Source organism: Paraburkholderia sp. BL23I1N1 (assembly GCF_003610295.1).
Taxonomy (GTDB): domain Bacteria; phylum Pseudomonadota; class Gammaproteobacteria; order Burkholderiales; family Burkholderiaceae; genus Paraburkholderia.
This window is the reverse complement of the sequence record NZ_RAPV01000002.1, coordinates 186,311-211,147: the sequence shown is the minus strand read 5'-3', so window position 1 is coordinate 211,147 and position 24,837 is coordinate 186,311. Positions and strand designations below refer to the sequence as shown.

At 64.7% G+C, this 24,837-nt stretch carries 23 protein-coding genes; 8 read left to right on the top strand and 15 right to left on the bottom strand.

Features of this window, described 5'->3' with window-relative positions; genetic code table 11:
• Window positions 1-3: 3 nt before the first annotated feature.
• Entirely contained in the window at window positions 4-1,224 is a 1,221-nt protein-coding gene (gene flgL / locus B0G76_RS33585; protein WP_120297127.1) for a flagellar hook-associated protein FlgL, read from the top strand.
• Between the two features lie 142 nt (window positions 1,225-1,366).
• Here the strand turns inward: flgL and fliR are convergent, their stop codons facing one another.
• The 13 genes from fliR to fliF form a co-directional block, all read right to left on the bottom strand.
• Window positions 1,367-2,149: a flagellar biosynthetic protein FliR gene (gene fliR, locus B0G76_RS33580; protein ID WP_120297126.1), complete on the bottom strand. Its 783-nt coding sequence runs from the start codon at window positions 2,147-2,149 to the stop codon at window positions 1,367-1,369.
• A gap of 46 nt (window positions 2,150-2,195) precedes the next feature.
• On the bottom strand, window positions 2,196-2,465 hold the full coding sequence (gene fliQ, locus B0G76_RS33575; RefSeq protein WP_120297125.1) for a flagellar biosynthesis protein FliQ: 270 nt from the start codon (window positions 2,463-2,465) through the stop codon (window positions 2,196-2,198).
• A 51-nt stretch (window positions 2,466-2,516) separates the two neighbouring features.
• Window positions 2,517-3,296, bottom strand: coding sequence for a flagellar type III secretion system pore protein FliP (gene fliP / locus B0G76_RS33570; protein ID WP_259460906.1), 780 nt, complete (start codon window positions 3,294-3,296; stop codon window positions 2,517-2,519).
• A 71-nt stretch (window positions 3,297-3,367) separates the two neighbouring features.
• The gene (gene fliO, locus B0G76_RS33565; RefSeq protein WP_120297123.1) at window positions 3,368-4,015 is read right to left on the bottom strand and encodes a flagellar biosynthetic protein FliO; all 648 of its coding nucleotides are present in this window, start codon (window positions 4,013-4,015) and stop codon (window positions 3,368-3,370) included.
• Window positions 4,012-4,476: a flagellar motor switch protein FliN gene (gene fliN, locus B0G76_RS33560; protein ID WP_120297122.1), complete on the bottom strand. Its 465-nt coding sequence runs from the start codon at window positions 4,474-4,476 to the stop codon at window positions 4,012-4,014. Before fliN ends, fliO begins: the two co-directional genes overlap by 4 nt.
• Window positions 4,469-5,467, bottom strand: coding sequence for a flagellar motor switch protein FliM (gene fliM, locus B0G76_RS33555; RefSeq protein ID WP_120297121.1), 999 nt, complete (start codon window positions 5,465-5,467; stop codon window positions 4,469-4,471). The genes fliN and fliM overlap by 8 nt, the downstream gene beginning before the upstream one ends.
• A 50-nt stretch (window positions 5,468-5,517) precedes the next feature.
• The gene (fliL, locus tag B0G76_RS33550) at window positions 5,518-6,024 is read right to left on the bottom strand and encodes a flagellar basal body-associated protein FliL (RefSeq protein WP_120297120.1); all 507 of its coding nucleotides are present in this window, start codon (window positions 6,022-6,024) and stop codon (window positions 5,518-5,520) included.
• 904 nt (window positions 6,025-6,928) lie between these two features.
• Window positions 6,929-8,479 carry a flagellar hook-length control protein FliK gene (locus B0G76_RS33545; protein ID WP_120297119.1) on the bottom strand — a complete coding sequence of 517 codons (1,551 nt, stop codon included), beginning with the start codon at window positions 8,477-8,479 and terminating at the stop codon, window positions 6,929-6,931.
• A 60-nt stretch (window positions 8,480-8,539) separates the two neighbouring features.
• Entirely contained in the window at window positions 8,540-8,989 is a 450-nt protein-coding gene (gene fliJ, locus B0G76_RS33540; protein WP_120297118.1) for a flagellar export protein FliJ, read from the bottom strand.
• Between the two features lie 2 nt (window positions 8,990-8,991).
• Window positions 8,992-10,671 (bottom strand): flagellar protein export ATPase FliI, encoded by a 1,680-nt coding sequence (gene fliI / locus B0G76_RS33535; protein ID WP_120297117.1) that lies wholly within the window; start codon window positions 10,669-10,671, stop codon window positions 8,992-8,994.
• Window positions 10,665-11,348, bottom strand: coding sequence for a flagellar assembly protein FliH (fliH, locus tag B0G76_RS33530; RefSeq protein ID WP_183082260.1), 684 nt, complete (start codon window positions 11,346-11,348; stop codon window positions 10,665-10,667). Before fliH ends, fliI begins: the two co-directional genes overlap by 7 nt.
• Window positions 11,335-12,330 (bottom strand): flagellar motor switch protein FliG, encoded by a 996-nt coding sequence (gene fliG / locus B0G76_RS33525; protein ID WP_097390666.1) that lies wholly within the window; start codon window positions 12,328-12,330, stop codon window positions 11,335-11,337. Before fliG ends, fliH begins: the two co-directional genes overlap by 14 nt.
• Window positions 12,320-14,119, bottom strand: a complete 1,800-nt coding sequence (fliF, locus tag B0G76_RS33520) for a flagellar basal-body MS-ring/collar protein FliF (RefSeq protein ID WP_120297115.1) — start codon at window positions 14,117-14,119, stop codon at window positions 12,320-12,322. The genes fliG and fliF overlap by 11 nt, the downstream gene beginning before the upstream one ends.
• A 237-nt stretch (window positions 14,120-14,356) precedes the next feature.
• On the opposite strand from fliF, the gene fliE reads away from it, so the two are divergent.
• From fliE to B0G76_RS33495, 5 genes are all read left to right on the top strand, one after another.
• Entirely contained in the window at window positions 14,357-14,692 is a 336-nt protein-coding gene (gene fliE / locus B0G76_RS33515; RefSeq protein WP_120297114.1) for a flagellar hook-basal body complex protein FliE, read from the top strand.
• Between the two features lie 296 nt (window positions 14,693-14,988).
• Window positions 14,989-15,423, top strand: coding sequence for a flagellar export chaperone FliS (fliS, locus tag B0G76_RS33510; protein ID WP_120297113.1), 435 nt, complete (start codon window positions 14,989-14,991; stop codon window positions 15,421-15,423).
• Window positions 15,420-15,746, top strand: a complete 327-nt coding sequence (locus B0G76_RS33505) for a flagellar protein FliT (protein ID WP_120297112.1) — start codon at window positions 15,420-15,422, stop codon at window positions 15,744-15,746. The genes fliS and B0G76_RS33505 overlap by 4 nt, the downstream gene beginning before the upstream one ends.
• Before the next feature lie 81 nt (window positions 15,747-15,827).
• A complete protein-coding gene (locus B0G76_RS33500; RefSeq protein WP_120297111.1) occupies window positions 15,828-17,294 on the top strand; it encodes a flagellar hook-length control protein FliK in 1,467 nt (488 codons plus the stop codon).
• 1 nt (window position 17,295) lies between these two features.
• Window positions 17,296-17,661, top strand: a complete 366-nt coding sequence (locus B0G76_RS33495) for an EscU/YscU/HrcU family type III secretion system export apparatus switch protein (protein ID WP_120297110.1) — start codon at window positions 17,296-17,298, stop codon at window positions 17,659-17,661.
• Between the two features lie 40 nt (window positions 17,662-17,701).
• Here the strand turns inward: B0G76_RS33495 and B0G76_RS33490 are convergent, their stop codons facing one another.
• Together B0G76_RS33490 and B0G76_RS33485 are read right to left on the bottom strand one after the other, a co-directional pair.
• Window positions 17,702-19,120, bottom strand: coding sequence for a coniferyl aldehyde dehydrogenase (locus B0G76_RS33490; protein ID WP_120297109.1), 1,419 nt, complete (start codon window positions 19,118-19,120; stop codon window positions 17,702-17,704).
• A gap of 86 nt (window positions 19,121-19,206) precedes the next feature.
• On the bottom strand, window positions 19,207-20,898 hold the full coding sequence (locus tag B0G76_RS33485; RefSeq protein WP_120297108.1) for an isovaleryl-CoA dehydrogenase: 1,692 nt from the start codon (window positions 20,896-20,898) through the stop codon (window positions 19,207-19,209).
• A gap of 308 nt (window positions 20,899-21,206) precedes the next feature.
• Here B0G76_RS33485 and B0G76_RS33480 point away from each other — a divergent pair, with 308 nt between their 5' ends.
• Together B0G76_RS33480 and B0G76_RS33475 are read left to right on the top strand one after the other, a co-directional pair.
• The gene (locus B0G76_RS33480) at window positions 21,207-22,853 is read left to right on the top strand and encodes a GMC family oxidoreductase (RefSeq protein ID WP_120297107.1); all 1,647 of its coding nucleotides are present in this window, start codon (window positions 21,207-21,209) and stop codon (window positions 22,851-22,853) included.
• Window positions 22,854-23,024: 171 nt separating this feature from the next.
• Window positions 23,025-24,785, top strand: a complete 1,761-nt coding sequence (locus B0G76_RS33475; RefSeq protein WP_120297106.1) for an OmpA family protein — start codon at window positions 23,025-23,027, stop codon at window positions 24,783-24,785.
• Window positions 24,786-24,837 lie beyond the last annotated feature (52 nt).

The following is a 24,837-nucleotide window of genomic DNA, read 5'->3' as shown; positions in this document are numbered from 1 at the left end:
AACATGCGCATCTCCAGCACGCAGTACTTCAACATGAACGTGGCGACAATGAGCGATCAGCAAGCTCAGTTGTCGCAGTTGTATCAAGAGATCTCGAGCGGCGTGAGCCTCTCCACGCCGTCGGACAATCCGCTCGGCGCGGCACAGGCGGTGCAGTTGAGCTCGACGGCGACGACCCTGTCGCAGTACACGACCAACCAGGGCGCGGCGCTCGCTTCGCTGCAACAGGAAGATTCGACGCTCGGCAGTGTAAATACGGTGCTGCAGAGCATTCACACGCTGGTGCTGCGCGCCGGCGACGGATCGCTCAACGACGGCGACCGCGGCTCGATCGCGACGCAATTGCAGAGCCTGCGCAGCCAGTTGATGACGCTCGCCAATTCGACCGACCCGCAGGGCAACGCCTTGTTCGGCGGCTATCAAACTACTGCGCAGCCGTACACCACCAACTCGGCCGGCGTCGTGACCTATTCGGGCGACACCGGCACGCCGAGCATGCAGATCACCTCCTCGCACACCGTTCAGACCGGTGACAACGGGATTGCGATCTTCGGCAGCGTGGCGGCGATCGGCACCAGCTCGGTGCCGGCCGCGACGACCGGCAACACGGGTACGGGCGTGATCAGCACCGTCAGCCTGACGAACCCGACCAACCCGGCCAATGCGGACACGTACAACATCGCCTTCACGTCGGCGACCACCTTCACGGTGACGCAGACCACGCCGTCCGGCACGGTGACCACGGGCGCTCCGCAACCGTTCACGGCCGGCTCGGCGATCACGCTCGGCGGCCAGACGGTGAACATCACCGGCGCGCCGAACGCGGGCGACAGCTTCACGGTGACGCCGGCCACGCAAGGCAGCACGGATGTGTTCGCCAACCTGAGCCAGTTGATCACCACGTTGCAAACGCCGGTGTCGGGCGGCGCTTCGACGGCCAGTTACCAGAGCGCGTTGACCACCAGCATGACCCAGCTCGAAAACACGATGAACAACGTCGTGACCGCGCAGGCAGCGGTGGGTGGCCGCGAACAGGAAGTGCAGGCGTTGCAGACGGTCACGCAGACCAACACGTTGCAGACGTCGAGCAACCTGGCGGATCTGACGCAAACCGACATGGCCAAGACGATCGGCCAGTACACGATGACGCAAAACGCGCTGCAAGCGGCACAGCAGGCATTCGTGAAGATTCAGAGCGTGTCGCTGTTCCAGTACCTGAACTGATCGGGCGAAGTAGTCGGAAACAAGGAAAGGGCGGAAACCGATGTGAACCGGGTCCGCCCTTTTCTGTTTTGGGTGGCCGATGCGCGACTGAAGTGCGTGAGCGATTCACGCGCAACGCGTGGCTTACACGCAGCCAGCCGCGCTACTTCAACCCGGCCGCCACACGTCCCATCTGATCGATGCCGACGTCGAACAGGCGCATGAAGAACGGAATCATGTTCGGGATCATCAGTTGCAGAAGCAGCATGCCGATCAGCATCGTCAGCGGAAAGCCGATCTGGAATACGCCGATTTGCGGTGCGGCGCGGTTCAGGATGCCGAGCGCGAGGTTGGTGATCAGGAGCGCGACGACCACCGGCAGCGACAGCAGCAATCCCGCCGAAAACACCGTGCTGCCGAAATTCGCCAGCGTGCGCCAGCCGGGCGCGCCCAGAATGTTCGCCGACACGGGCACGGACTGGAAGGTGGCCAGCAACGCGCTGATCATCTGCAGATGGCCGTCGATCACCAGAAACACCAGCATGGCGATGGTGTTCATGTAGCTCGACAGCACCTGGCTCGAACTGCTTGCCTGCGCGTCGAAGAAGGTTGCGAAACCGAGGCCCATGCCCAGACCGACGAAATCGCCGGTGGCGCTGATCGCCTGAAAGACGATCTGCATCGTCATGCCGAGCGCGATGCCGATCAGGAACTGGTTGACGATGATCCACACGCCTTGGGCGGAAAACACCGTGGCCTGCGGCAGCGCGCCGAGCGTGGGTGCGACGATGATGGTGATGAAGGCCGCGAGGCCGATCTTCACGCGGGTCGGCAGCGAGCGGTTGCCGAGTACCGGCGCGGTCGCCACCAGCGCAAGAATCCGCACGAACGGCCACAGGAACGCCGTGAGCCAGGTGTTCAGTTGGGCGTAGGTGACGGAAAACATGACGGTGCGGGAGAGCGGATGCGCCGAACGGAGGCCGGGGCCGCGCTCAGTTGACGAGCGTCGGGATGCTGGTGAGCGTCTGGCGCAGGTAGTCGAGCATGGTCGTCAACATCCACGGACCGGCGATCACCATGGTGATGGCGATCGCGAGCAGCTTCGGAATGAACGACAGCGTGGTTTCGTTGATCTGCGTAGCGGCCTGGAACAGGCTCACCACCAGACCGACCACCAGCGCGACCAGCAGCAACGGCGCGGCAAGCAGCAGGCCGACATACATGGCCTGGTGCGCGAGCGTCATGACGGATTCCTGATTCATGGCGTAGTACCGGAAGCGTGAAGGATTGAGTGAGCGGAATAAACGCGCGGGTTAAACAAAGCTCTGCGCGAGCGAGCCGAGCAGCAATTGCCAACCGTCGACCAGCACGAACAGCATCAGTTTGAACGGCAGCGAGATGGTGGCGGGCGACACCATCATCATCCCCATCGACATCAGCACGCTCGCCACCACCATGTCGATGATCAGGAACGGGATGAAAATCGTGAAGCCGATCTGGAAGCCCGTCTTCAGTTCACTGGTCACGAACGAGGGCACCAGTAGCGACAGCGGCACGTCTTCCGGGCCTTGCATCGGCGCGGCGTGCGAGATGCGGGCGAACAAGGCGAGATCGCTTTCGCGGGTCTGGCGCAGCATGAAGGTCTTGAACGGCGCGAGGCCGCGGTTGACCGCCGTCTCCATCGGCATCGAGCCTTCGGAGAACGGTTTGTAGCCGTCGTTATAGGCTTTGTCGAGTACCGGCGACATCACGAACAGCGTGAGGAACAGCGCAAGACCGACCAGCACCTGGTTAGGCGGCGTGGTGGTCGTGCCGAGTGCCTGGCGCAACAGCGACAACACGATGATGATGCGCGTGAAGCTCGTCATCATCAGCACCATCGCCGGCAGGAACGACAGCATCGTGAGCAGCAGCATTGTCTGCACGCTCAGCGAGTAAGTCGTGCCGCCGTTCGGGCCCGGGCTCGTATTGAAGGCCGGCAAGCCGGCGGTTTGTGCGAACGACAGCGTCGGCAGCGCGAGCATCAGCGCCGGCAACATGACCGGCGCGACGCGGCGCAGGACTGCGAGGATTTTCGCGGTGGCGCAAGACATGCGGGTGGTGTGCTGATAACGCGCTGACTGAACCGATTGCACGGATTGCGCTGATTGAAGGCTGAACTGCATTACCGATCCCCGCTGCCTTGCCCATTGAAACGTTTGCCCATTTCGCCTTTCAAAGCGTCGCGAAAGCGTTGGCCGAAGGTGCCGGGCAACGCTGCGCCGGGTGCGGCCGATGCGCCTGGTTGCGTGCCGGCGACCGGATCGAGCGCGGCTGAACCGGCGGGCATCGTGTGCAGCAGACGCACATTGCCGGGCGCCGTGCCGAGCACGAGCCACGTATCGCCGATCTCCACCACGGCGACCCGCTCCTTGCCGCCGAGCGAGGCGCCGCCGATCGTCTTCACGAGACCGCCGCGATTGGCCGGCTGCAAGCCGAAGCGGCGCGCGAGCCATGCACAGGCGAACACCAGACCGATCACCACCAGCAGGCCGACGATGGTTTGCAACACCGCGCCGACGCCGAGTGCCGGAACGGCGGTGCCGGCACCCACACCCGACGCGATTTTCGCGGCGTTGTTGACCGCGTTCATGTCGGCTGCGTGGGCGGGCGAGGGTGTGAATGCCGCCACCGAAGTCAGCGCGAACATCAGCGCCGAGGCGGCCGCTGCCGTGCTTGTCGTCATTGCCGTCGCTGTCGTTGCTGCGGGCAGGGCGCGATCGAGAACTTTGCGCGCCGCATGCAGCATGGCGCGACCGGCAACGCGTGTCATCGATTCAACTTCCGGATGCGTTCGGACGGCGTGATGATGTCGGTCAGACGGATACCGAACTTGTCGTTCACGACCACCACTTCGCCTTGAGCGATCAGGCAGCCGTTGACCAGCACGTCCATCGGCTCGCCTGCCATGCCGTCCAGTTCCACGACCGAGCCCTGCGCGAGTTGCAGCAGGTTGCGGATCGCGATTTTGGTGCGGCCGAGTTCGACGGTCATCTGGACGGGAATGTCCAGGATCATGTCGATGTCGTTGCGCGTCGAGGTCGATTCGACCTTCGAGAGCGGCTGGAACACGCCGGCCGTGGCCGGGCTGACTTCCGTGTTGTCGTTCTGCTCGGCCAGCGCGCTGGCCCAGTCGGCCATGGCCGCGTCGTCTTCGGCGCCGGCTGCGTCGGCGGCCAGTTGCGGCTCGCCAGCGGCCAGTTCGGCCTCAGTCTTTGCGTTCAGGTCACTCATATCCACCTTCCTTCATCGTGTCGGCTGCGCTGATCATTTTCTGGACCCGCAACGCGTACTGACCATTGAAAATTCCGTAGCCGCATTCCATCACCGGCACGCCATCGACTTTCGCCGTGATGTGTTCGGGGATGTTGATCGGCAGAACATCGCCTTTGCGCATGTTCAGGATCTGTTCGAACGTGATCGGCACCTGGGCTAGGTCGGCGGTCAGTTCCACTTCCGCTGCCTGCACCTGTTGCGACAGCACGCGGACCCAGCGACGGTCGACTTCCAGCGCCTCGCCCTGGATCGGCGACGAGAGAATGTCGCGGATCGGTTCGATCATCGAATACGGCATGCAGATGTGCAGCGTGCCGCCCGTCGTGCCGAACTCGATCGAGAACTGCGTGACGATGACGATTTCGTTCGGCGTTGCCACGTTGGCGAACTGCGTGTGCATTTCCGAGCGCACGAATTCGAACTGCAGCGGACGCACGCTTTTCCACGACGCCGCGTAGTGCTCGAACGTGAGATTGAGCAACTTCATGATGATGCGCTGCTCGGTTGCCGTGAAATCGCGGCCTTCGACGCGGGTATGGAAACGCCCGTCGCCGCCGAACAGGTTATCGACCACGAAGAACACCAGATTCGGGTCGAACACGAACAGCGAGGTGCCGCGCAACGGCTTCACGTGGACCAGATTCAGGTTGGTCGGGATCGGCAGGTTGCGGGTGAATTCGCTGTACTTCACGACCTTCACCGGACCGACGGAGATTTCCGCCGAGCGCCGCATGAAGTTGAAGATACCGACGCGCAACAGACGCGCGAAGCGGTCGTTGATGATTTCAAGACCGGGCATCCGGCCGCGGACGATGCGTTCCTGCGTCGCGATGTTGTACGGGCGTACGCCCGTATGTGCGGCCTGCTCGGATTCCGAGTCGGACTCGCCGGTGACGCCCTTGAGGAGGGCATCGACCTCCTCCTGGGACATGAACTCTTCGTGGCCCATTCCTTATTCCTCGTGCGTCCGGCGGTTAATGATGGCGGCGTGAAACAGGATCACTGCACGACGAATTCGGTGAACAGCACGTCCTGGACGTGGATCGGCGCGGCGCCCTTATCGGTCGGCTGTTCGATCAGCGTCTGAAGTTCGGTGGCGAGCGCGCGTTTGCCTTCTAGCGGCGCGAGGTCTTCCGGGTGTTTATTCGACAGTGCGAGGAGGATGCGGCTGCGCACTTCCGGCATATGGTCGGAGAGTTCCTGCTGGGTTTTCGGGTCGTTGAGCTTGAGCGTCAGGCCGATGCGCAGGAAGTGTTGCTGACCGTCGTCCGATTGCAGGTTGACTGTCATCGATTCGAGCGGGAAGAAGATCGGGACGGCTGATGGCGCTGGTGCGCTGGGGGTTGCTGTTGAGGCGGGGGCCGGGCTGCGCTGGGACATGTAGAACCACACACCCGCGCCGGCAACGCCTGCGGCGACGATCGCGATGAGGGCGATCAGGATGATGCGCTTCAAGGGGCCCGGGGAAGCGGGCGCGGCTTGCTGGTTTGCGGTCGTGGTTGCCATGAGGTTTGCTTTGCTTGCCTTTAGTGCTGGTGAGGGTGATTGTTGTTGATTTGCCTGCGGCGCGATGGGTCGAAAAGAAGGGTTATTGAGGGCTATCTCTGGTTTTTGCCTTTCAGGCGGGATTTGTTTTTTGGTTTTGGGTTTGGGGTTTTTTGCCTTTGGTGGGTTTGTTGTTGTTGCTCATTTGGCCGTGTGGCGTTTGGTTTCTGTTTGCCGGGGGCGTTGGCCTTTCCTTGTTTTCTTATCGGTCTATTAGCGTCGCCCCTGTGCGGGGCAGCACCCACTTTTCTTTGCCTGCCGCAAAGAAAAGTAGGCAAAAGAAAGCGGCTCACACCGCTAGCTCATAAGCGGGTCCCCTGGCTTGGAGGGGGTAGTGGTGCATCTGGAATCTGTGTTCTCGCACATTCAGCCCTGGTGACAAAGCCGTCATACTTCCGGCGGCGCTGCGCGCGCCGAAGGGCATTTCATAGAACCAGCTGTTGCGTTTTTGCGATCCTGCCGCGCTCGGTTTGCGGTACTTCCAGATTTCGATCGTGTTTGCGCATTCGGCTGCGCGCCGAGGCGAAGCCAATGGCTCCCACCAAGCGAAAACGAAGCCCAAGGTTTCCCAGGCAGACCCATCCGCGACGCACGCAGTGCGGAGTGGGAGCTGATGAGCCCTTAGTCACTAACGGCGAGTGTGCGGGGGCACGGATTCCAGATGCACCACTACCGTGGCTGCGCGGGGGACCCGCTTAAGAATTAGCGGTTTGAGCCGCTTTCTTTGCTTATCTTTCTCTGCGGCGGCAAAGAAAGTAAGTGCTGCCCCGCACAGGGGCAACGCTAATAGACCAATAACAAATCTAGGAAAGGCCAACGGCATAAAAACACAGACAACAACCGCCGAGCAGACAAAAACCGCTAATTAAGCAAACGTATCCACCAATCCCACCTGCCGCCGCACGGCAACATTAGCCACGACAGAATCAGAAGAATCCGAACCAGCGCCACCGGCAAAACCCCCTGCAGCCCCGCTGCCACCCCCACCGGAACGGCCAGAACCACCTGCACTCTGCTGCTGCCCACTCTGCCGGGCAAACCCATCGCTAACACTAGCGCTCCCCAACCCAATCCCGTTGGACTCCATCGCCTCGCGAAGCTTCGGCAGCGCGGCCTCGACCGCCTCCCGCACCTGCTGGTGCTGCGAAACAAACAACGCATGGGCATGGTTATCGGCAACCTGCAACACGACCTGTAACGGCCCCAAATCCTTCGGATTCAACGTCAGTTCGGCGCTCTGCGAATGCCCATTCGACAAAAACACCACCTTCTGACTCAACGCGTCTTCCCAGTCCGTTGTGCCAACCTGCGGCGACAACGTGTTCGCCACTTCCGCCGCACCGGCGCTACCCGCCGTTTGCACAGCCGCCGACGCACTCGCAGCGCCCGCCGCGGCCTGGCCGGCTGCCAGCGCCGCCGTTGCGGCATCCGCCGCGCTCTTGAAGGACGCCAGATCGCTAGCCTGTGCACCACCGGCAGTCGTCGCGGTCAACGCGTCAGCCGCCGCTTTCGCCGCCGTCGATGGATCCGCAACCGTCGTGGCTGCCGCCGTCAATGCAGCCTTGCCGGCGCTCGATCCCTTGCCGTCGCCAAACAAACCGGCCGCAAGCGTCTTGCCGTTCGCCGATCCGTTGAGTCCATTGAGTCCGTTGTTCGCGCCGGTACCCTGGCCGCCGGCCGCGGTCGCAGCGTTCGTCGCCGCACCGCTCGCCAGCGCCTGCGCCGGCACCATGCCCTGGCCGTTCGCCAGCGCAGCCAGCGCCGCCTGCAATGCGTCCTGCGCCGACTTCGGATCGGTCGCGTCAGTCTTTTTGCCCGTGGTGCCCGTCGTACCATCCGCGCCGGTCTGCGTGGTCGCGGCGTCAGTCAGTGCCGTGGCCGGGTCAGCTGTGGTCGGGTCCGTGACGTTGTTCGCATTGGCTTGAGCCTGCATCTGAGCCTGGGCTTGAGCCTGCGCGGCAGCGGCTGCCGCGGCCGTGCCCGCGTCGGTCTGCGTGGTCGCGTTACCGGACTTCGACGGCGTTGAGCTGGTCTTGTCGGTCGAGGCCTGCTGCGTGTTGGAGGAAGAAGCCGACGACGAGCCCGACGAAGACGCGCTCGTCGTGCTGCTGTTGTCGGCTTTGCTGCTCGCGGCATCCGCGCTCCTGGTCGACGGATCGGGCGGCGGCGGCGCGTCATGCACGCTCGACGAAGAGGCCGAAGCCGGCGGGGAAGCAGACGAAGACGCAGCGGATGAAGCGGACGACGAAGCCGGCGGCTTGCTCGCACTCTGCGCGGCCGCATTGTTTTGCAGGTCGATGTTCTGCTGCAAGGTTTGCGAAAACGACGTGGCGTTCGCCGCGGCGGCCATGGCCGCGCTGCTGGACGTGCTTCTGGCCGAGCCGAGCAGTGAGCCGATCTGTGAAAGAAGCGACATAGGGGATCCTGTCAATCCGTCAAACGGGGTGTTCGGTCAATCGAGGCGGCGCCCGGTGCGTCAAACGCCCTCGGCACGCATCCTCAGAATGCGGGCGGCATGTTCGTCGGCGTCGCGCTGATCGCGCCGCGCCATGGTTTTCGCTTCGGCGGCTTCGCCACGCGCCTGCAGCACTTCATACGAGCCGAGCTTCTGCTTCTGGCGCTGCCAGTCGGGCTTGGCGGCCTCGACGCGGGCATTCGCCGTGACCAGCAGGTTGCGCTGCTGTTCGATGGCGGCGTCGAGCGTGTCGATGAACGCCTGGAAATTGCGCATGTTGCCGGCAGGCATGCCAGTCTGGGCGGTTGCCGTGAAACGCGCGTGATATTCGTCGCGATACTGCACCAGCGAGTCAAGTTGCGACTGCACGTCGTTGCGCTCGCGCTGCGCGCGGCCCAAACGTTGTGCGGCGGCATCCACATCGTCCTGGGCAAGGCCGATGAGTGTCTTGATCGGAAAGTGTTTCGCCATCGTCAGCCTCCTTGGGCAAACAGAGCGTCCAGCATCTCGAGACTCGGTTCAAAATTCGCGCATTCGCGAAAGCCTTGCTGCAAAAACGCTTCCATCCGCGGGTACAACGCAATCGCCCGGTCGAGCAGCGCGTCGCGCCCGCTCGAATAGGCGCCGACGTTGATCAGATCGCGGTTGCGCTGATAGCGCGACAGCATCTGCTTGAACATACGCGTCTTTTCCAGATGGTTATCGTCGATCAGCGCGGTCATTGCCCGGCTAATCGAGGCTTCGATGTCGATCGCCGGATAATGCCCGGCCTCGGCGAGCGAGCGCGACAGCACGATGTGGCCGTCGAGAATCGCGCGCGCGGAGTCGGCGATCGGATCCTGCTGGTCGTCGCCTTCGGTGAGCACGGTGTAGAACGCGGTGATTGAACCGCCGCCCGCCGGGCCGTTGCCGGTTCGCTCGACGAGCGCCGGCAGTTTGGCGAACACCGAAGGCGGATAACCCTTGGTGGCGGGCGGCTCGCCCACGGCCAGCGCGATCTCGCGCTGCGCCATCGCGTAACGGGTCAGCGAATCCATCAGCAGCAGCACGTGCTTGCCCTGGTCGCGGAAATATTCGGCGAGCGAGGTCGAGTACGACGCAGCCTGCATTCGCAAGAGCGGTGAGACGTCGGCCGGCGCCGCGATGACGACGGAGCGCGCGAGGCCTTCCTCGCCGAGAATCTGCTCGATGAATTCCTTCACTTCGCGGCCGCGTTCGCCGATCAGGCCGATCACGATCACCTCGGCGCTGGTGTAGCGCGCCATCGTGCCGAGCAGCACCGATTTACCGACGCCCGAACCGGCGAACAGGCCCATGCGCTGGCCGCGGCCCACGGTCAGGAGCGCGTTGATCGCGCGCACGCCGACGTCGAGCACCTTGTGAATCGGTTCGCGGTTCAGGGGGTTGATGACCGGCGCGGAGAGCGGCGCATCGGCATGCGCGCCGAGCGGGCCGAGGCCGTCGAGCGGGCGGCCGGACGCATCCAGCACGCGGCCGAGCAATTCCCAGCCGACCGGCAGGCGTTTCGCGCCCGCCATCGGATCGGCGATCGGTGCGCTTTCGAGCGGATAGACGCGCGCGCCGGGCAGCAGGCCGATCACTTCGGTGGTCGGCATCAGAAACAGCTTGTCGCCGGAGAAGCCGACGACTTCCGCTTCGGCCATTGCCAGCGAACTGCCGAACGGCAGTTCGATCATCACTTCGGCACCCACCGAAAGGCGCAGGCCGACCGCTTCGAGCACCAGACCGGCGGCGCGCGTCAGGCGTCCGCAGGCACGCATCGGCTTGGCGATGGCGTTGCGGGCGCGCAGTGCGTCGAGCCGGCCACGCCAGGCTTGCATGTGCGGGTTGCTGTCGAGTGCGGGATCGTACGGGGCGGGAGGGGGTGAAGCAGGACGTGAAGAGGCGGTATTCGAAGCGGCATCGGCAGTGGCGGACGTGGCGAACACGCGGCTGGCCGCCGTGCCCTTCGCCGGGTGCCCAGCGCCCGGACCGCGCAACGCGGCGTCGATCGCCGCGACTGCAGCCGCGGCGGGCGTCACCGCCGCCGGGACATCCGCCAGCGCCTCGGCGCCGAACGATGCCAGCGCCAACTCGCGTTCGAGCGGCGTCAGGTCGCTTGCGCGGATATCCTCGAGCGTCGGCTTCACCATGTGCTCACCTTGCCAAGCGCGGCGGCGACGCGCTCCCAGCGCGTGTCGATGCCGGCGTCTACCTCGCCGGTGCCGGCTTGCGCGCGGCAACCGCCGCGTTCAACCGCCGGATCGGTCCGCACGGTCCAGCCGCGCGTTTGCAGTTCTTCCATCAGATAGGCTTCGACGACCGGCAGATCGGCGGGGCTGACGATCAGCGCCGGTGCACCGACCAGCGCCGGCTCGGTAGCCAGCACCTCACGGGCGGCGGCAATCAGCGCGGTCGGATCGTGCTGCACGTGCTGGCGCACCACCTGCTGGGCGATGTCTAGCGCCAACGCGACCAGCGTTTCGGAGATCGCGCCTTGCGCTCCGTCGAGCGCCGCCTTGAACGTCTCGGCCAGCGCCGCGAGACGCGCCACTTCTTCGCGCGCTTCGCTCTGGCCCTGCTCGAAACCTTGAGCGTGACCCTGGTCGTAACCGGCCTGATAACCGAGCGCCTGCCCGGCTACATGACCTGTCGCGATGCCCTGTGCATGCGCGGCGTCGCGCAGACGTTCGAGCTCGGCTTCGAACGCGCCGTCGTCGACTTCAGGTTCGGGCGGCGCCGGCGGCACCGGATCGAACGAGGCCATCTCCCAGCGCTGGTAGGCCGAGAGCCTTTCCTTTGCTGCGGAGTTCTGATCAGACATATGCATCTTCCGCCTTGCCGCCTAGAACGATCTGGCCGCTTTCCGCCAGATTGCGCACGATCTGCAGGATGCGGCGCTGCTGCGTCTCGACTTCGGAGACGCGGACCGGGCCGCGCGCATCGAGGTCTTCGGCGAGCAGTTCGGCAGCACGCTGCGACATGTTCGACAGGAACTTCTGGCGCAGCGCGGGCGGCGCGCCCTTCAGCGAGATGATCAACGCCTCGGACTCGACTTCCTTCAGCAACAGCTGGATCGCGCGGTCTTCCAGATCGAGCAGGTTCTCGAACACAAACATCTGATCAATGATCTTCTGCGCGAGTTCCGCGTCGTATTGGCGAACGTTCTCGATGACGCCTTCTTCATGGTTGCTCGACATGAAGTTGAGAATTTCGGCCGCCGTGCGGATGCCGCCCATCGGGCTGCGCTTGAGGTTGTCGCTGCCGGACAGGAGGCCGGTCAGCACGTCGTCGAGTTCGCGCAGCGCGGCCGGCTGGATACCGTCGAGCGTCGCGATCCGCAACAGCACGTCGTTGCGCAGACGCTCGGTGAAACAGGCGACGATTTCTGACGCCTGATCGCGGTCCAGGTGAACGAGGATAGTCGCGATGATCTGCGGGTGTTCGTTCTTGATGAGCTCGGCCACCGCGGCGGAGTCCATCCACTTGAGGCCTTCGATCCCGCTGGTGTCGCTGCCCTGCAGAATCCGGTCGATGATCGCGCCGGCCTTGTCGTCGCCGAGCGCCTTGGTCAGCACCGAACGGATGTAGTCGCTCGAATCGAGCGAAAGGGCGGTGTGCTGCTCGGCTTCGCGCACGAATTCCTGCAAGACTTCGTCGACCTGCTCGCGCGTCACGTTCTTCAGCGCGGCCATCGCGACGCCGATCTTCTGGACCTCACGCGGCCCGAGGAATTTGAACACCTGCGCGGCTTCTTCCTCGCCGATCGACATCAGCAGGAGCGCGCTCTTCATTACGCCTTCAGCGCTCATCGGACACCCAATTTTTCACGACGGTTGCGACGATCTTCGGATCCTGACGCGCGATGTTGCGCGCGAATTCCAGATTCCGTTCGTATTTGTGTTTCGAGTTTTCCAGCGCGAGCATTTCACTATCGCCTTCCAGTTCGGCGACGTCGGCCGCGCCCGCGCGCTCGGCGGCGGGAATGCCGTCCAGCAGGATCGGCTCGTCGGGCGACGGCAGCGCCGCGGCGGTAGCCGACTCCGGCGGCGGGAAAGCGCGGCGCAGCGCCGGCTTCACCATCACGAAGTAGAGGAACAGGGCGACTGCGGCGATGCCGAGGTAGGTCGCGATCTGCTTGGCGAGCGCGATCATCTCCGGCGTGCGCCACCACGGCAGGTCGGCATCCGGGTCGACGTCGGTGGTGAACGGACTGTTGACCACGTTGACCGAGTCGCCGCGCGCCTGGTCGAAACCCATCGCGTCCTTCACCAACTGATTGACCTGCGCGAGCTTGTCGGCGGTAACCGGCTGCATGGTCGCGTGACCCTTGGCGTCGACCACCCGCAAATAGTTGACCACCACCGCCACCGAGAGACGCTTGATGCCGCCCATCGGCCGCTCCGAATGCCGCACGGTCTTGTCGAGTTCGTAGTTGGTGGTCGAGTCCTTGCGGTCGCTGACCGGCGTGGTCGTCACGCCAGGCGAGCCGTTACCCGCGGTGATCGGCGCGGAAGCCGGCTGCGGCGGCTGGTTCGACAGCGCGCCCGGCACGCCCGAGGCCGCGGCTTGCGACATTTCGGTGGCGGTGCTCGATTGCTGGCTGCGGATCGCCGCCTGCTGCGGGGTGCCGTTCGGACCGTAGTTTTCCGAGGTCTGCTCGCTGCGCGAAAAGTCGATGTCGGCGCTGACCTGCGAGTGCGCGTTGCCGGAACCGAACAGGGGCGACAGGATCGCGTCGATGCGTTGCTGGGTGTTGCGCTCGATCTGCTGGCGGTACTTGAGTTGCGAAGCGTCCAGACCGCTGCCGGTGGACGGCTGCGTCAGCAGGTTGCCGTCCTGATCGAGGATGGTCACGCCCTTCACCGGCATATCCGGCACCGCCGACGACACCATATGGGTGATCGCCAGCACCTGGCCTTCGTCGAGCGCACGGCCCGGGTAGAGATTGACCAGCACGGAGGCCGATGGCGCTTCCTTGTCGCGCACGAACACGGAGGGCTTCGGAATGGCCAGATGCACCCGCGCCGACTTCACCGACGAAATCGATTCGATTGTGCGCTCCAGCTCGCCTTCCAGCGAGCGTTGATAATTGATCTGCTCGGCGAACTGGCTGATGCCGAACTTCTGGTTGTCCATCAGTTCGAAACCGACCGAACCGCTCTTGGGCAGACCTTGCGAAGCCAGACGCAGGCGCATTTCATGCACCTGGTCGGACGGCACGAGGATTGCGCCACCGGCGTCGGAGAACTTGTAGGGGATATTGGCTGCCTGCAACGCGGTGATGATGGCGCCGCCGTCGCGGTCCGACAGGTTGCTATACAGCACCTTGTAGTCCGGCGCGCGCGACCACAGGAGCAGGCCCGCTACGATCGCGACCAGCAACGCGACCGCGAATATCAGCGGGGCGCGCGGGTTGCCACGCATTTGCGCGAGACCCGACAGACGCTGGCCGAAGTTGCCGCCCAGGTTGCTCCCCAGGCCGCCGAGGTCCGCGGCGGCGCCGGCCTGGCCAGTGCCGGCAGCACCGGCGCCGGGCTGCGCGCCGGCGAGGCCCATGCGGGCGTCGGGGTTGATCAAAGAGTTGGCTGACGAATCCATGCGTCGGGTATCTCCGGGATGCCTTTGCGTTCTGCCGCTTGAGCGCACCGAGGGTCGGCGGGCGTGCGGACAGAGACTTTCACCATTGAAATTATCCGCAGCGCCGCCCAACCCGATTGCTTGAATAGAGCCGGGTTTCCCCCCTAGTTTCGGGGCTTTCCCGTATGACCCGCTGCTATGCTTTCGTCCAGATCGGTACGGTTTCCGGCATGCCGGTCGTCATTCCCAGGAGAGAACATGACTTTGCCCGTGAACGCGCTCTCGTCGGCGCTGCAACAGATGCAGTCGATGGCGGCGCAAGCGGCCGGCGGCAATAGCCCGGTCGCCGACCAGTCCGGCGCGGCGACGGCCGGCGGTTTTGCCTCGGCGCTGAAGGCGTCGTTGGACAAGATCAGCGGCGATCAGACCAAGGCGGCCGGCGAAGCGCAGGCGTTCGAGCTCGGCGCGTCGAATGTCTCGCTGAACGACGTAATGGTCGACGGGCAGAAGGCCAACATCGGCTTCCAGTTCGGCTTGCAGGTGCGCAACAAACTGGTGACGGCCTATAACGACATCATGCAGATGTCGGTGTAAGTGCGACTCGGGCGGCAAAGCGGTTCCGCCCGCCCGAATGCCTGCGCCCGGATACAACGCTGTGCGGTTGTACGGCAGGACAGTCTGCCCGCCGCGCTCTCGAGGCGCTTCGCGGCGGGCGGCCTTGCCACGCTCAGCGCGATATCGCACCTATCGGCTCCTTAATCCTCCTTACAACGGACTAAAGCTTTCCCGCTGCCTATCCGATAACCAGATACAGGCAGAAATCCGGGTGCGGCAACGTGCCAGGATTGGGAGGCCACGACCAACCGCAGTAGCAGAGAGGAGGAGCGCCGATGTTTTCCCCAGGACACTCTGGAGCCAATGCGTACGCACGCGTCGGCGTCGAGACAGGGGTGATGGGCGCGAGTCCGCATCGTCTGATCGTGATGTTGTATCAGGGCGCCCGGCAAGCGATCGCGCAAGCTCGCATGCATGTGCAGCAAGGCAATGTGCCGGCTCGTGGAGAGGCGATCGGCAAGGCGATTCAGATCGTCGAAAGCGGGCTGCAACTGTCGCTAAACCTTGAGGTAGGCGGCGAGATTGCAGAGCGGTTGGACGCGCTATATAGCTATATGTCGCGCCGGCTGCTCGAAGCCAACATAAAACAAAGCGAGGCGATGCTGGTCGAGGTCGATGGCCTGCTGGCGACACTCGAAGAGGCATGGATCGGGATCGCCCCGGAGATCGCGCGGATGGCTGTCCAGCCGGCCGCGGAAAGCATGAGATGACATCAAACGCAGAATATTTCGCCCGCTACGAGGCGATTGCAGCGATTTCCCGCCGCATGCTGACGGCTGCCCGGCGAGCCCTGTGGAACGATCTGGTCCACTTGCAGGAGGAATATCGGAAGCTGGTGGACGCGTTGAAAGACGCGGAAACCGGCGTCAGCCTGGACGATGCGGAGCGCCTGCGCAAGTACGCGCTGATCCGTCAGATCCTGGCCGACGACGCTGCGATCCGCGATCTGGCGAATCCGCGCATGGCCAATCTGTCGGCGCTGTTCGCCGGACGGCCGACCCGCGTACTCAAAGAACTGTACGGGGCGCGCTGAGAGTGCCGGCGGCCCGCGTGCTGCATGAGTCCGCCTGACTGAATTTGAGCGCGTCGCAGTCAATGCGACCAAGGAATCGGTATGAACGGAATCGACACGGTCGTCACTTCGCTGCTCGCGAACCGGGTCGACAGTCTGCTCAACCTCGCGCCGGGTAGCGCGACGGCCTCGCAGACTGGCGCGGCGGGCGTCGATGCCGAGGTTCTCAATACCACGCCGGTTTCGCCGCCTGCGGCACCGCCGGCTTCCGCGCAAACCGCGCTGTCCGCCGTCGCACTGACGCTCAATGCGATCGTGAACTCAGGCGGCGAGGCGACTCCGGCGGTGCTCGGCCAGACGCCGATCTGGCCGGCCGCGCCGGCGCTCGACGTCGAAGCCGGCGGCTTGCCGCTCTTCGATACGGCGGCTACGCCCGCGGCTTCATCCGCGAATCCGAATACAGCCGGTGCTGCCGCTACTGCCGGTACGACGGGTGCCGCCAGTACCGCAGCCACCACCAATGTGGCGGCGGCTCAGGTGCCGGTCGCCGCCCTCGCGGCCGCGCTCGAACAGACGGTCAGCGAAAGCGGCCTCTTTTACGAATCCCATCTCGCGCAATGGCTGGCGGGCCAGCGGCCGCCTGCCGCGCTGGCTGGCGAGGCGCAAAACAAACTGGTGGCCGCCGCCGCGCAATTGCCGCTCGACTGGGCGAGCGACGCCGATCAGGCTTCTTCTCCCAATGGGGCACCTCGGCAGGGCATGGGCGCGGGACCCAACGGTCCGGCCAACGGCTCGCCGGACGGCAACGCAGCAGCGCGTGCGATGCCGTCGATCCAGACCGCGCAGGCCGCGCGCTTCGTAGCCGGTGAGGTGCTGGCGAGTTCTCTTTCCGACCTGAACGGCCAGCCCGCGCACTCGAGCTTAAGAAGCGCCGCGGCGCAACTGGCCGACGGCGGGTCATCGCAAAGCTCGCAATCGATGGCGGCCGCGGTGCATCCCGCGACCGTTCCCTTGGTGCGCCAGCAACTCGATCTGCTCGCCACCGGGCAGTTTCGCTGGACCGGCGAAGCATGGCCGGGCGCCAAGCTCGACTGGACCATCGAACAGGAAGGTGACGAATGGGACCGCAGCGGCGGCGGCATGGCAAGCGAGGACGACCAACCGTGGCGTACGCGGCTGACGCTCTCGCTGCCCACGCTCGGCACCGTCGATGCGGACTTGACGCTGACCGGCTCGCGGCTCGTCGCGCGCGTGCAGGCGAGTCCGGCCGGCGCGGCGCGACTGGCAATGCAGGGTGAGAGTTTTCGTCAACGGCTCGCGGCAGCGGGCATCGAACTGAACGGACTGACGATTCGCGAGATCGGCGGCGGCATTCCGGCTACCGCGGCCGGTGCAGCGGGCGCAGCGGCTACCGGACAGGCGGCGGCGTCGGCGTATGCGCGCTCGGCGTCGGCGGCCTCTGCGGCTTCGGCGACTTCGACAGTTGACAGAGCGCCGGTGGGGCGCCGCACGGCGCGTGTTGCGCACCCGGGAGCCATGCCGCTCGACGATTTCGATTGGGATATGTGAGATGAGCCGCAAACATCGCCGCAGTGCGGCCGCGCTCGTCTATGACGCACAGGGCAGCGATCCCGCGCCACGCGTGATCGCCAAAGGCTACGGCATGCTGGCCGAGATGATTGTGCAGCGCGCCAAGGAAGCCGGTTTGTATGTGCACGAGGCGCCGGAAATGGTCTCGTTGCTGATGCAGGTCGATCTCGATACGCGGATTCCGCCGCAGCTTTATCAGGCGGTGGCGGAGCTGCTCGCGTGGCTGCATCGGCTGGAAAGCGGCGCCGAGGTTGAGCCCGAAGGCGGTGCGGCCGCCGCGCAGGACGTGACCGATGTGGTGGCGACGGATATCGCGGATGGTTCTGGCCGGGCGGCCGGGCGCTGAACGCGTCGCGCGGGTGGCCGGCGCACGGACGGCCGGCCCGTCAAAACCGCATCATCAACTTCAGTAGCGCATTCACCCGCTTGCCGTACGGCGGCGAGATCCAGCCGCGCGCGTTCAGGCGCGCCTGCGTCAGCACCGGCTTCATCTTCGAGAAGGTCACGAAGCCTTCGTAACCGTGATAAGCCCCCATCCCGCTCGCACCGACGCCGCCGAACGGCAGGCTTTCGCACGCCAGATGCATGAGCGTTTCGTTGATCGCCATGCCGCCCGCGATGGTGTCGCGCGTGACGCGATCGATGGTCGCGGTGTCGTCGGCGTAGAGATACAGCGCGAGTGGACGCGGACGCGCGTTGATCCATGCGATCGCGTCGTCGAGCGTGTCATAGGAGACGATCGGCAGCAGCGGGCCGAAAATTTCCTCCTGCATCAGCGCGCTTTCATCCGGCGCGTTCGTGACGGCGATCAGCGGAAAGCGGCGGCTTGCCTCGTCCGGCATGCTGTCGGTGAGCGTGTGTAGTTGCGCGCCTGCGGCCTGCGCTTCATCGGCAAGTCGTTGCAGTCGCGTAAAGTGCCGCTCCGAGATGATCGAGGTGTAATCGAGGTTGTGCGCAAAGCCGGGGTACATCTTGGTCATTCGCACGCGTGCCCGGTCGATGAACGCCTGCTCCTTGCCGCGCGGCACCAGCACGTAGTCCGGCGCGACACAGGTCTGGCCGGCGTTGAGCGTCTTGCCGGCGACGAGGTTATCCACCGCGTAGTCGAAGCGCGCGTGCTGACCGATGATGGCCGGCGACTTGCCGCCCAGTTCTAGCGTGACCGGCGTCAGATGTTCGGCGGCGGCGCGCATCACTTCATGGCCGACCTTGGTCGAGCCGGTGAACAGCAGATGGTCGAACGGCTGCGCGCTGAACGCGGCGGCGAGCGCGGCGTCGCCGTTCACCACGGCGACGTGATCGCGTGCAAAGGTCTGGCCGATCAGCTGCTCGAATAGCGCCGAAGTGCGCGGCGTCAATTCGGACATCTTGATGATCGCGCGGTTGCCGGCCGTCAGCGCACTGATCAGCGGACCCACCGCGAGCAGCACCGGATAATTCCACGGCACGATGATGCCGACCACGCCAAGCGGCTGCGGCACGACTTTCGCGCGCGCCGGCATGAGCCATTTGTTGGTGCTGCGGCGCTGCGCTTTCATCCAGCGTTTGCCGTGCCGGAGCGCGCCGGCGATCTCTTCCTTGATGAGCAGGAATTCGGCGAGCAGCACTTCCTGCTTCGCGCGATTGCCGAAGTCGGCGTTCATCGCGTCGGCGAGTGCGTCGCGGTTGTCGAGCATGACGTTGCGCAGCGCTTTCAGATGCCCGGCGCGGGCCTCCCACGACGGATACGGCGCGCGCAAATAAGCATGGCGTTGATCGCGCAGCAGCGCTTCGAGCGCGGCGACTTCCGGCAGATCGTTCTTCATATATGTCCACTCCCTGATGGATAACGGTGCGCGTTAAGTCGCGCTTATTGATGTGCCTGGTACGTTGTCGATCCACCCGCTTCGCTTCAAGCGGGAAATGCTCTTTCGATGATCGCCGCGTGGTCGAACGTGACCGGCAGCGTGCCGTACACGCGGCCGTTCTCGCCGCAGCCGTCGGCGAGACGCGTGGCGATGAAGGCCTCGGCCACTTCGAGCGGCGCGTGCTTCAGGAGCAAGGTGGCTTGCGCGATCAGCACGATCTGCTGCGCGATCCGTCGAGCGGAGGCTTCACGATGTTCGGCCGGACCGGTGAGCGTGGCGGCGAGCCTGCCGAGTGCGGCGCTCAAAGCCGGGTGCCCTTGCGCATCCGCCTGCCATGCGGCGGACAGGGCCTGCGCCGCGTCGGGCTCGCGCTCTATGGCGCGCAACACGTCGAGGCACATCACGTTGCCCGAACCTTCCCAGATCGAATTTACCGGCGCTTCACGATAGAAGCGCGCCATCGGACCGGTTTCGACGTAGCCGTTGCCGCCCCAGACTTCCATGGCCTCGCCGGTGAATTCCAGCGTGCGCTTGCAGACCCAGTACTTCGCCGCCGGGGTGACGATCCGCCGCCATGCGCGTTCGGCGGGTGCGGCCGACGACGCATCGGCCGATTCTTCGAAAGCGCGCGCGAGCCGCATGAACAACACCGTCGCGGCTTCCGATTCCAACGCCAGATCGGCGAGCACATTGCGCATCAACGGCTGATCGGCAAGATGCCGGCCGAAGGCGCTGCGATGCCGGGCATGGTGGATCGCCTGCACCAGCGCCGCGCGCATCAAGGCCGCGCTGCCGATCACGCAATCGAGCCGCGTGTAGTTCGCCATTTCGATGATGGTCGGCACGCCGCGGCCTTCGTCGCCGATCATGATGCCGAACGCGTCGAAGAATTCGACTTCGCTGCTGGCATTCGAGCGGTTACCGAGCTTGTCTTTCAGACGCTGGATCTGCACCGCGTTCTTGCTGCCATCTGGCGCGAAACGCGGCACGAAAAAGCATGAGAGGCTCGCGTGATCGTCGGTGCGGGCGAGCACCAGATGCGCGTCGCATTGCGGCGCGGAGAAAAACCATTTGTGTCCGACCAGGCGGTATTCGGTGCCGCGGCCGCGGCCGCTGCCGGGCGTGGCATACGCACAGGTTTGATTGCTGCGCACGTCCGAGCCGCCCTGTTTCTCGGTCATGCCCATGCCGATCATCGCGGAGGTTTTTTGCGTGAGCGGCACGTCGCGGGGATCGTGTTCGCGGGCATAGAGCTTGTCGCGCAGCGTGTCGAACAACGCGGGTTCGCGTTGCAACACGGGGATGCTCGCGAAGGTCATCGTCAGCGGGCAGAGGGAGCCGGATTCGAGTTGCGCGTGCAGGAAATAGCCCGCGCAACGGGCGACCATGGCGCCGTGCTGCGGATCCGAAAACGGCAATGCGTGCAGGCCTTCGCGGCGCAATAGCGACAGCAGGGTATGCCACGAAGGATGAAACTCCAGCGCGTCGATGCGTTCGCCGCGCGGGCTGTGTGTGACAAGTTCGGGCGTGTGGCGGTTCGCCAGTTCGGCAAGCGCAAGTGTCTCGGGCGTGGTGAGGGCCGCGCCGTGCCGCTGCAACGCCTCGCGATGCCACGCGGCCCCTTCGCGGTCGAGGGCGGCGGACAACGCCACGTCGCTCGAAAACAGGTTGTAGTCCGCGAGAGGAGGCGCCTGATTTGTCACGTCGTGGGTGTGGCCGAAGCTGTTCCGATCCATCTGCTGTCTCCGTTCACCGGATGCGTGCCGCCGCTGATCGACGGCGTGCTGTTTTATCGCGGCGTGTCGTGCCGCACGCTCAGAGGACGGCGTGCGAGGCGCCGTGTTTGAATGCCGTGCGCGGCGGCCTGGCGGGCGCATGCGCGTCTTTCATCATAGGGTCGCGGGCGGGCTTTCGTTTAGAGGGATCGCTCTGACACGAACCCGCCGTCGCGCCTGAACGCTCCCTACAATGCCGATAAAACACACGTAGACAAGTGTGCACGAGACCGGGTCTGCAAGCAACGCGGCCCCACCAGGAGGAGCGGATGCAATACGACTACATCATTGTCGGTGCGGGCTCGGGCGGCTGCTCGCTCGCGAGCCGTCTGGCGGATAGCTGCCCCGACGCGACGATCGCCCTGATCGAAGCGGGTCCGCATACGGACCGCAATCTGTTCGTGAACATGCCGGTGGGCGTGGCGGCCGTCGTGCCGCACAAACTCAAAACCAACTACGGCTATCTGACGACGCCCCAACCGGGGCTCGCCGGCCGCCAGGGTTATCAGCCGCGCGGGCGGGGCTTCGGCGGGTCGAGCGCGATCAACGCCATGATCTACACGCGCGGCCATCCGCTCGATTACGACGAATGGGCGCAGCTCGGCTGCGAAGGCTGGTCGTGGGCCGACGTGCTGCCGTATTTCCGTCGGGCCGAAGGCAACGAGCGCGGCGCCGATGCATGGCACGGCGCGGACGGCCCGCTAACGGTGTCCGATCTGCGCTATCACAATCCGTTTTCGAAGCGCTTCGTGCAGGCCGCGACCGAAGCCGGTTACAAACTGAACACCGATTTCAACGGGGCGGACCAGGAAGGCGTCGGTTTCTATCAGGTGACGCAGCGCGACGGACAGCGCTGCAGCGTCGCGCGTGCTTATATCTACGATCGCGCGCGGCCCAATCTCCATACGATCGCCGATGCGACGGTGCTGCGCGTGACCTTCGACGGCAAGCACGCGAGCGGCGTCGAAATCGTGCGCGGCGGCCGTACTGAAACGCTCGAAGCGCGCGCCGAGGTGGTGCTCGCAGCGGGCGCGTTCAATTCGCCGCAACTGCTGATGTGCTCGGGGATCGGGCCGGCGGCGCATTTGCAACAGCTCGGTATCGACGTGCTGCACGATGCGCCCGTGGTCGGTCAGAACCTGATCGACCACGTCGACTTCACGATCAATAAACGGGTGTCGTCGATCGAGCCGACCGGCTTTTCGATTCGCGGCATCGCGCGGATGCTGCCGCAGTTCGTGACCTTCATGCGGCATGGGACAGGCATGCTGTCGAGCAACGTCGCCGAAGCGGGCGGCTTTTTGAAGAGCCGGCCGACGCTCGAGCGCCCGGACCTGCAACTGCATTTCTGCGCGGCCATTGTCGACGACCACAACCGCCATATGCACTGGGGCCACGGCTATTCGCTGCACGTGTGCGTGTTGCGTCCGCATAGCCGCGGCACGGTGACGCTCGCGAGCGCCGACGCGCGCACCGCGCCCGTGATCGATCCGCGGTTTTTCAGCGACTCGCGCGATCTCGACCTGCTGGTGGAAGGCGCGCAGATGGCGCGGCGCATTCTCGACGCACCCTCGCTGGCGCTACACGGCGGCAAGGAGCTGTACACGCATTCCGGCCAGACCGAGGAAGATTTGCGCCGGACCATCGCCGAGCATGCCGACACGATCTATCACCCGGTGGCTACGTGCCGGATGGGCGGCGACGCGCAATCTGTGGTCGATCCGCAGTTGCGGGTGCGCGGCGTGACGGGGCTGCGGATCGTCGATGCGTCCGTGATGCCGACGCTGATTGGCGGCAACACGAATTCGCCGACGGTGATGATCGGCGAGCGCGCGGCTGAACTGATTGTGGCGAGCCGACGCGCGGGGCAAACGGTGCCTGCGATGGCGGCGGGAGTCGCCGGTGTAGCGGCGTGAGGAACAGCAATCTTCTTAATCTTGGTCGTAAATATAAGAATATTTAGGCGAACGTCGGTTAATTCGTCATAAATTGTGTCGCTTCGTTTATGAGATTTCCCCAAACCTATAATCGCGCCGCGAAAAAGAGCGCGTCAGGTGGCGCGTTCGGGAACTCTAGGAAGCGAAGCAATGAGTATCAATGTGATTCAGCTGATTCAGTCCGCGTTGACGGACGGTATTGTGCGACAGCTGGCGACCCGCTTCGGGCTGCCGCCGGACGCGACCCAGAAGGTGCTTGCAACAACCGGCCCGGCGCTCATCGCCGGCCTGATGCAGAAGGGTGCAACGCTCGACGGCGCGCGGTCGCTGTTCGCCGCGATCATTTCGCCTGAGGTGAATGGCCACATCGCCGAGCAGTTGCCGCAACTGCTCGGCAGCACCACCGGCGTGAGCCAACTGGAAGGTGCGGGTCGCCACTTGCTCGAGCGCGTGCTCGATCGCCGCGTCGATACGCTCAGCGACGAAGTCGCCACTCAAACCGGTGTGCCGGCGCATGCGACGCACGCCATGACGGGCATCGTCGGCGCAACGCTGCTGGGCCTGCTGAAGCGTCATTTTCTCGAAGGCCAGGGCAACGTGGGCCAACTGCCGACGCTGCTGGATCATCAACTGCCGGCGATTGCGCCGTACCTGAACGATCGTTTGATGGGCGGCCTTGGCCTGAGCACACTTGGCGCGTTCAGCGGCAATATTCTGTCGCAACTGAAGGCGGTCTCGGCGCACATCGACCATCCGACGCCTGCCGCCAAGCCGGTGGCCGAGGCCATGTCGAGCATCCGCGTGCCAGTCGACGCTGTGGTGCGCGAAGAGCGCCGTCCGCGCAAGTGGCTGTGGTGGCTGCTCGCGGCGATTGCTGCCGTGCTGGCTTTCCTTTTCCTGCGCGGTTGCCAAAATGAGCAACGCGGCGCACAAAGCAGTGAGCGCAGTAGCGCGGAAGCCGCGGCCACTGCGCAGCCCGCATCCGCACCGGCTGAGGCCTCGGCCGCCGCGGTCTTAACGCCCGCTGCGAGCGACGCAGCGGCTTCGACGGCAGCCGCCAGCGCCGTTGCGGCAAGCGCCGCCAGCGAAGCGCAGCAGCCCGCCGCCGCACCCGCGCCGACCAAAGACAGCCAGATCAGCTTCACGGTCGACGCCGCCGGCAAGCCGACGCTCACCGCGACGGTCGGCAGCGAAGCCGACAAGACTCAACTGATCGACGCGCTGACCAGGCGCATCGGTGCCGAGCATTTCGTCGCGAACGTGACAGTGGACCAGGACACGAAGTCGGCCGACTGGCTCGCTCGTCTTGACGGCCTGATGCCGCTAATGGCATTGCCGGGCGCGGAGGTGAAAGTGGACGGCGCGCGCATCGAACTGAGCGGCAGCGCGGCAAACGCAAAGCTCGGCTGGCTCGATAAGCTGAAGTCGCTGTTCGGCGCGTCGTATCAGATCGGTTCGTTCAACGTCGAACAGGCGGTCGCCAATGCAACTGAGAACTTCCACGGTGCGATCAAGGGCCTGCTCGCGCCGGACAGCTCGTGCGTGACAGCGGACGTGGTCAAGGTCCTGAACCTGCAGGTCATCAACTTCGTGAGCGCCAGCGCCCGCGTGCCCGTCTCGGCGATGGCCGATCTGAACCAGTCGGCACAAGTGCTGCACGCCTGCGCCCGCAACGGCAGGGCGCCCAAGCTCGAAGTGGCCGGTTATTCGGACAATGTCGGCGGCACACAAGCCAATCTGGAACTGTCGACGAGGCGCGCCGAAGCGGTTCGTGCGTATCTCGTAAAGACGGGCGTGCCGGCGGATTCGCTTGTCGCGCAAGGTTACGGCGACGTGCGTCCGGTCGCGAGCAACGACACGGCGAGTGGCCGCTTTGCTAACCGCCGCATCGAGTTTGTCACGCAACAGTAATGACGACGTTCGGTGAGCGTCCGAGGTAAGCCGCTGAGGTGAGTCGCTGAGG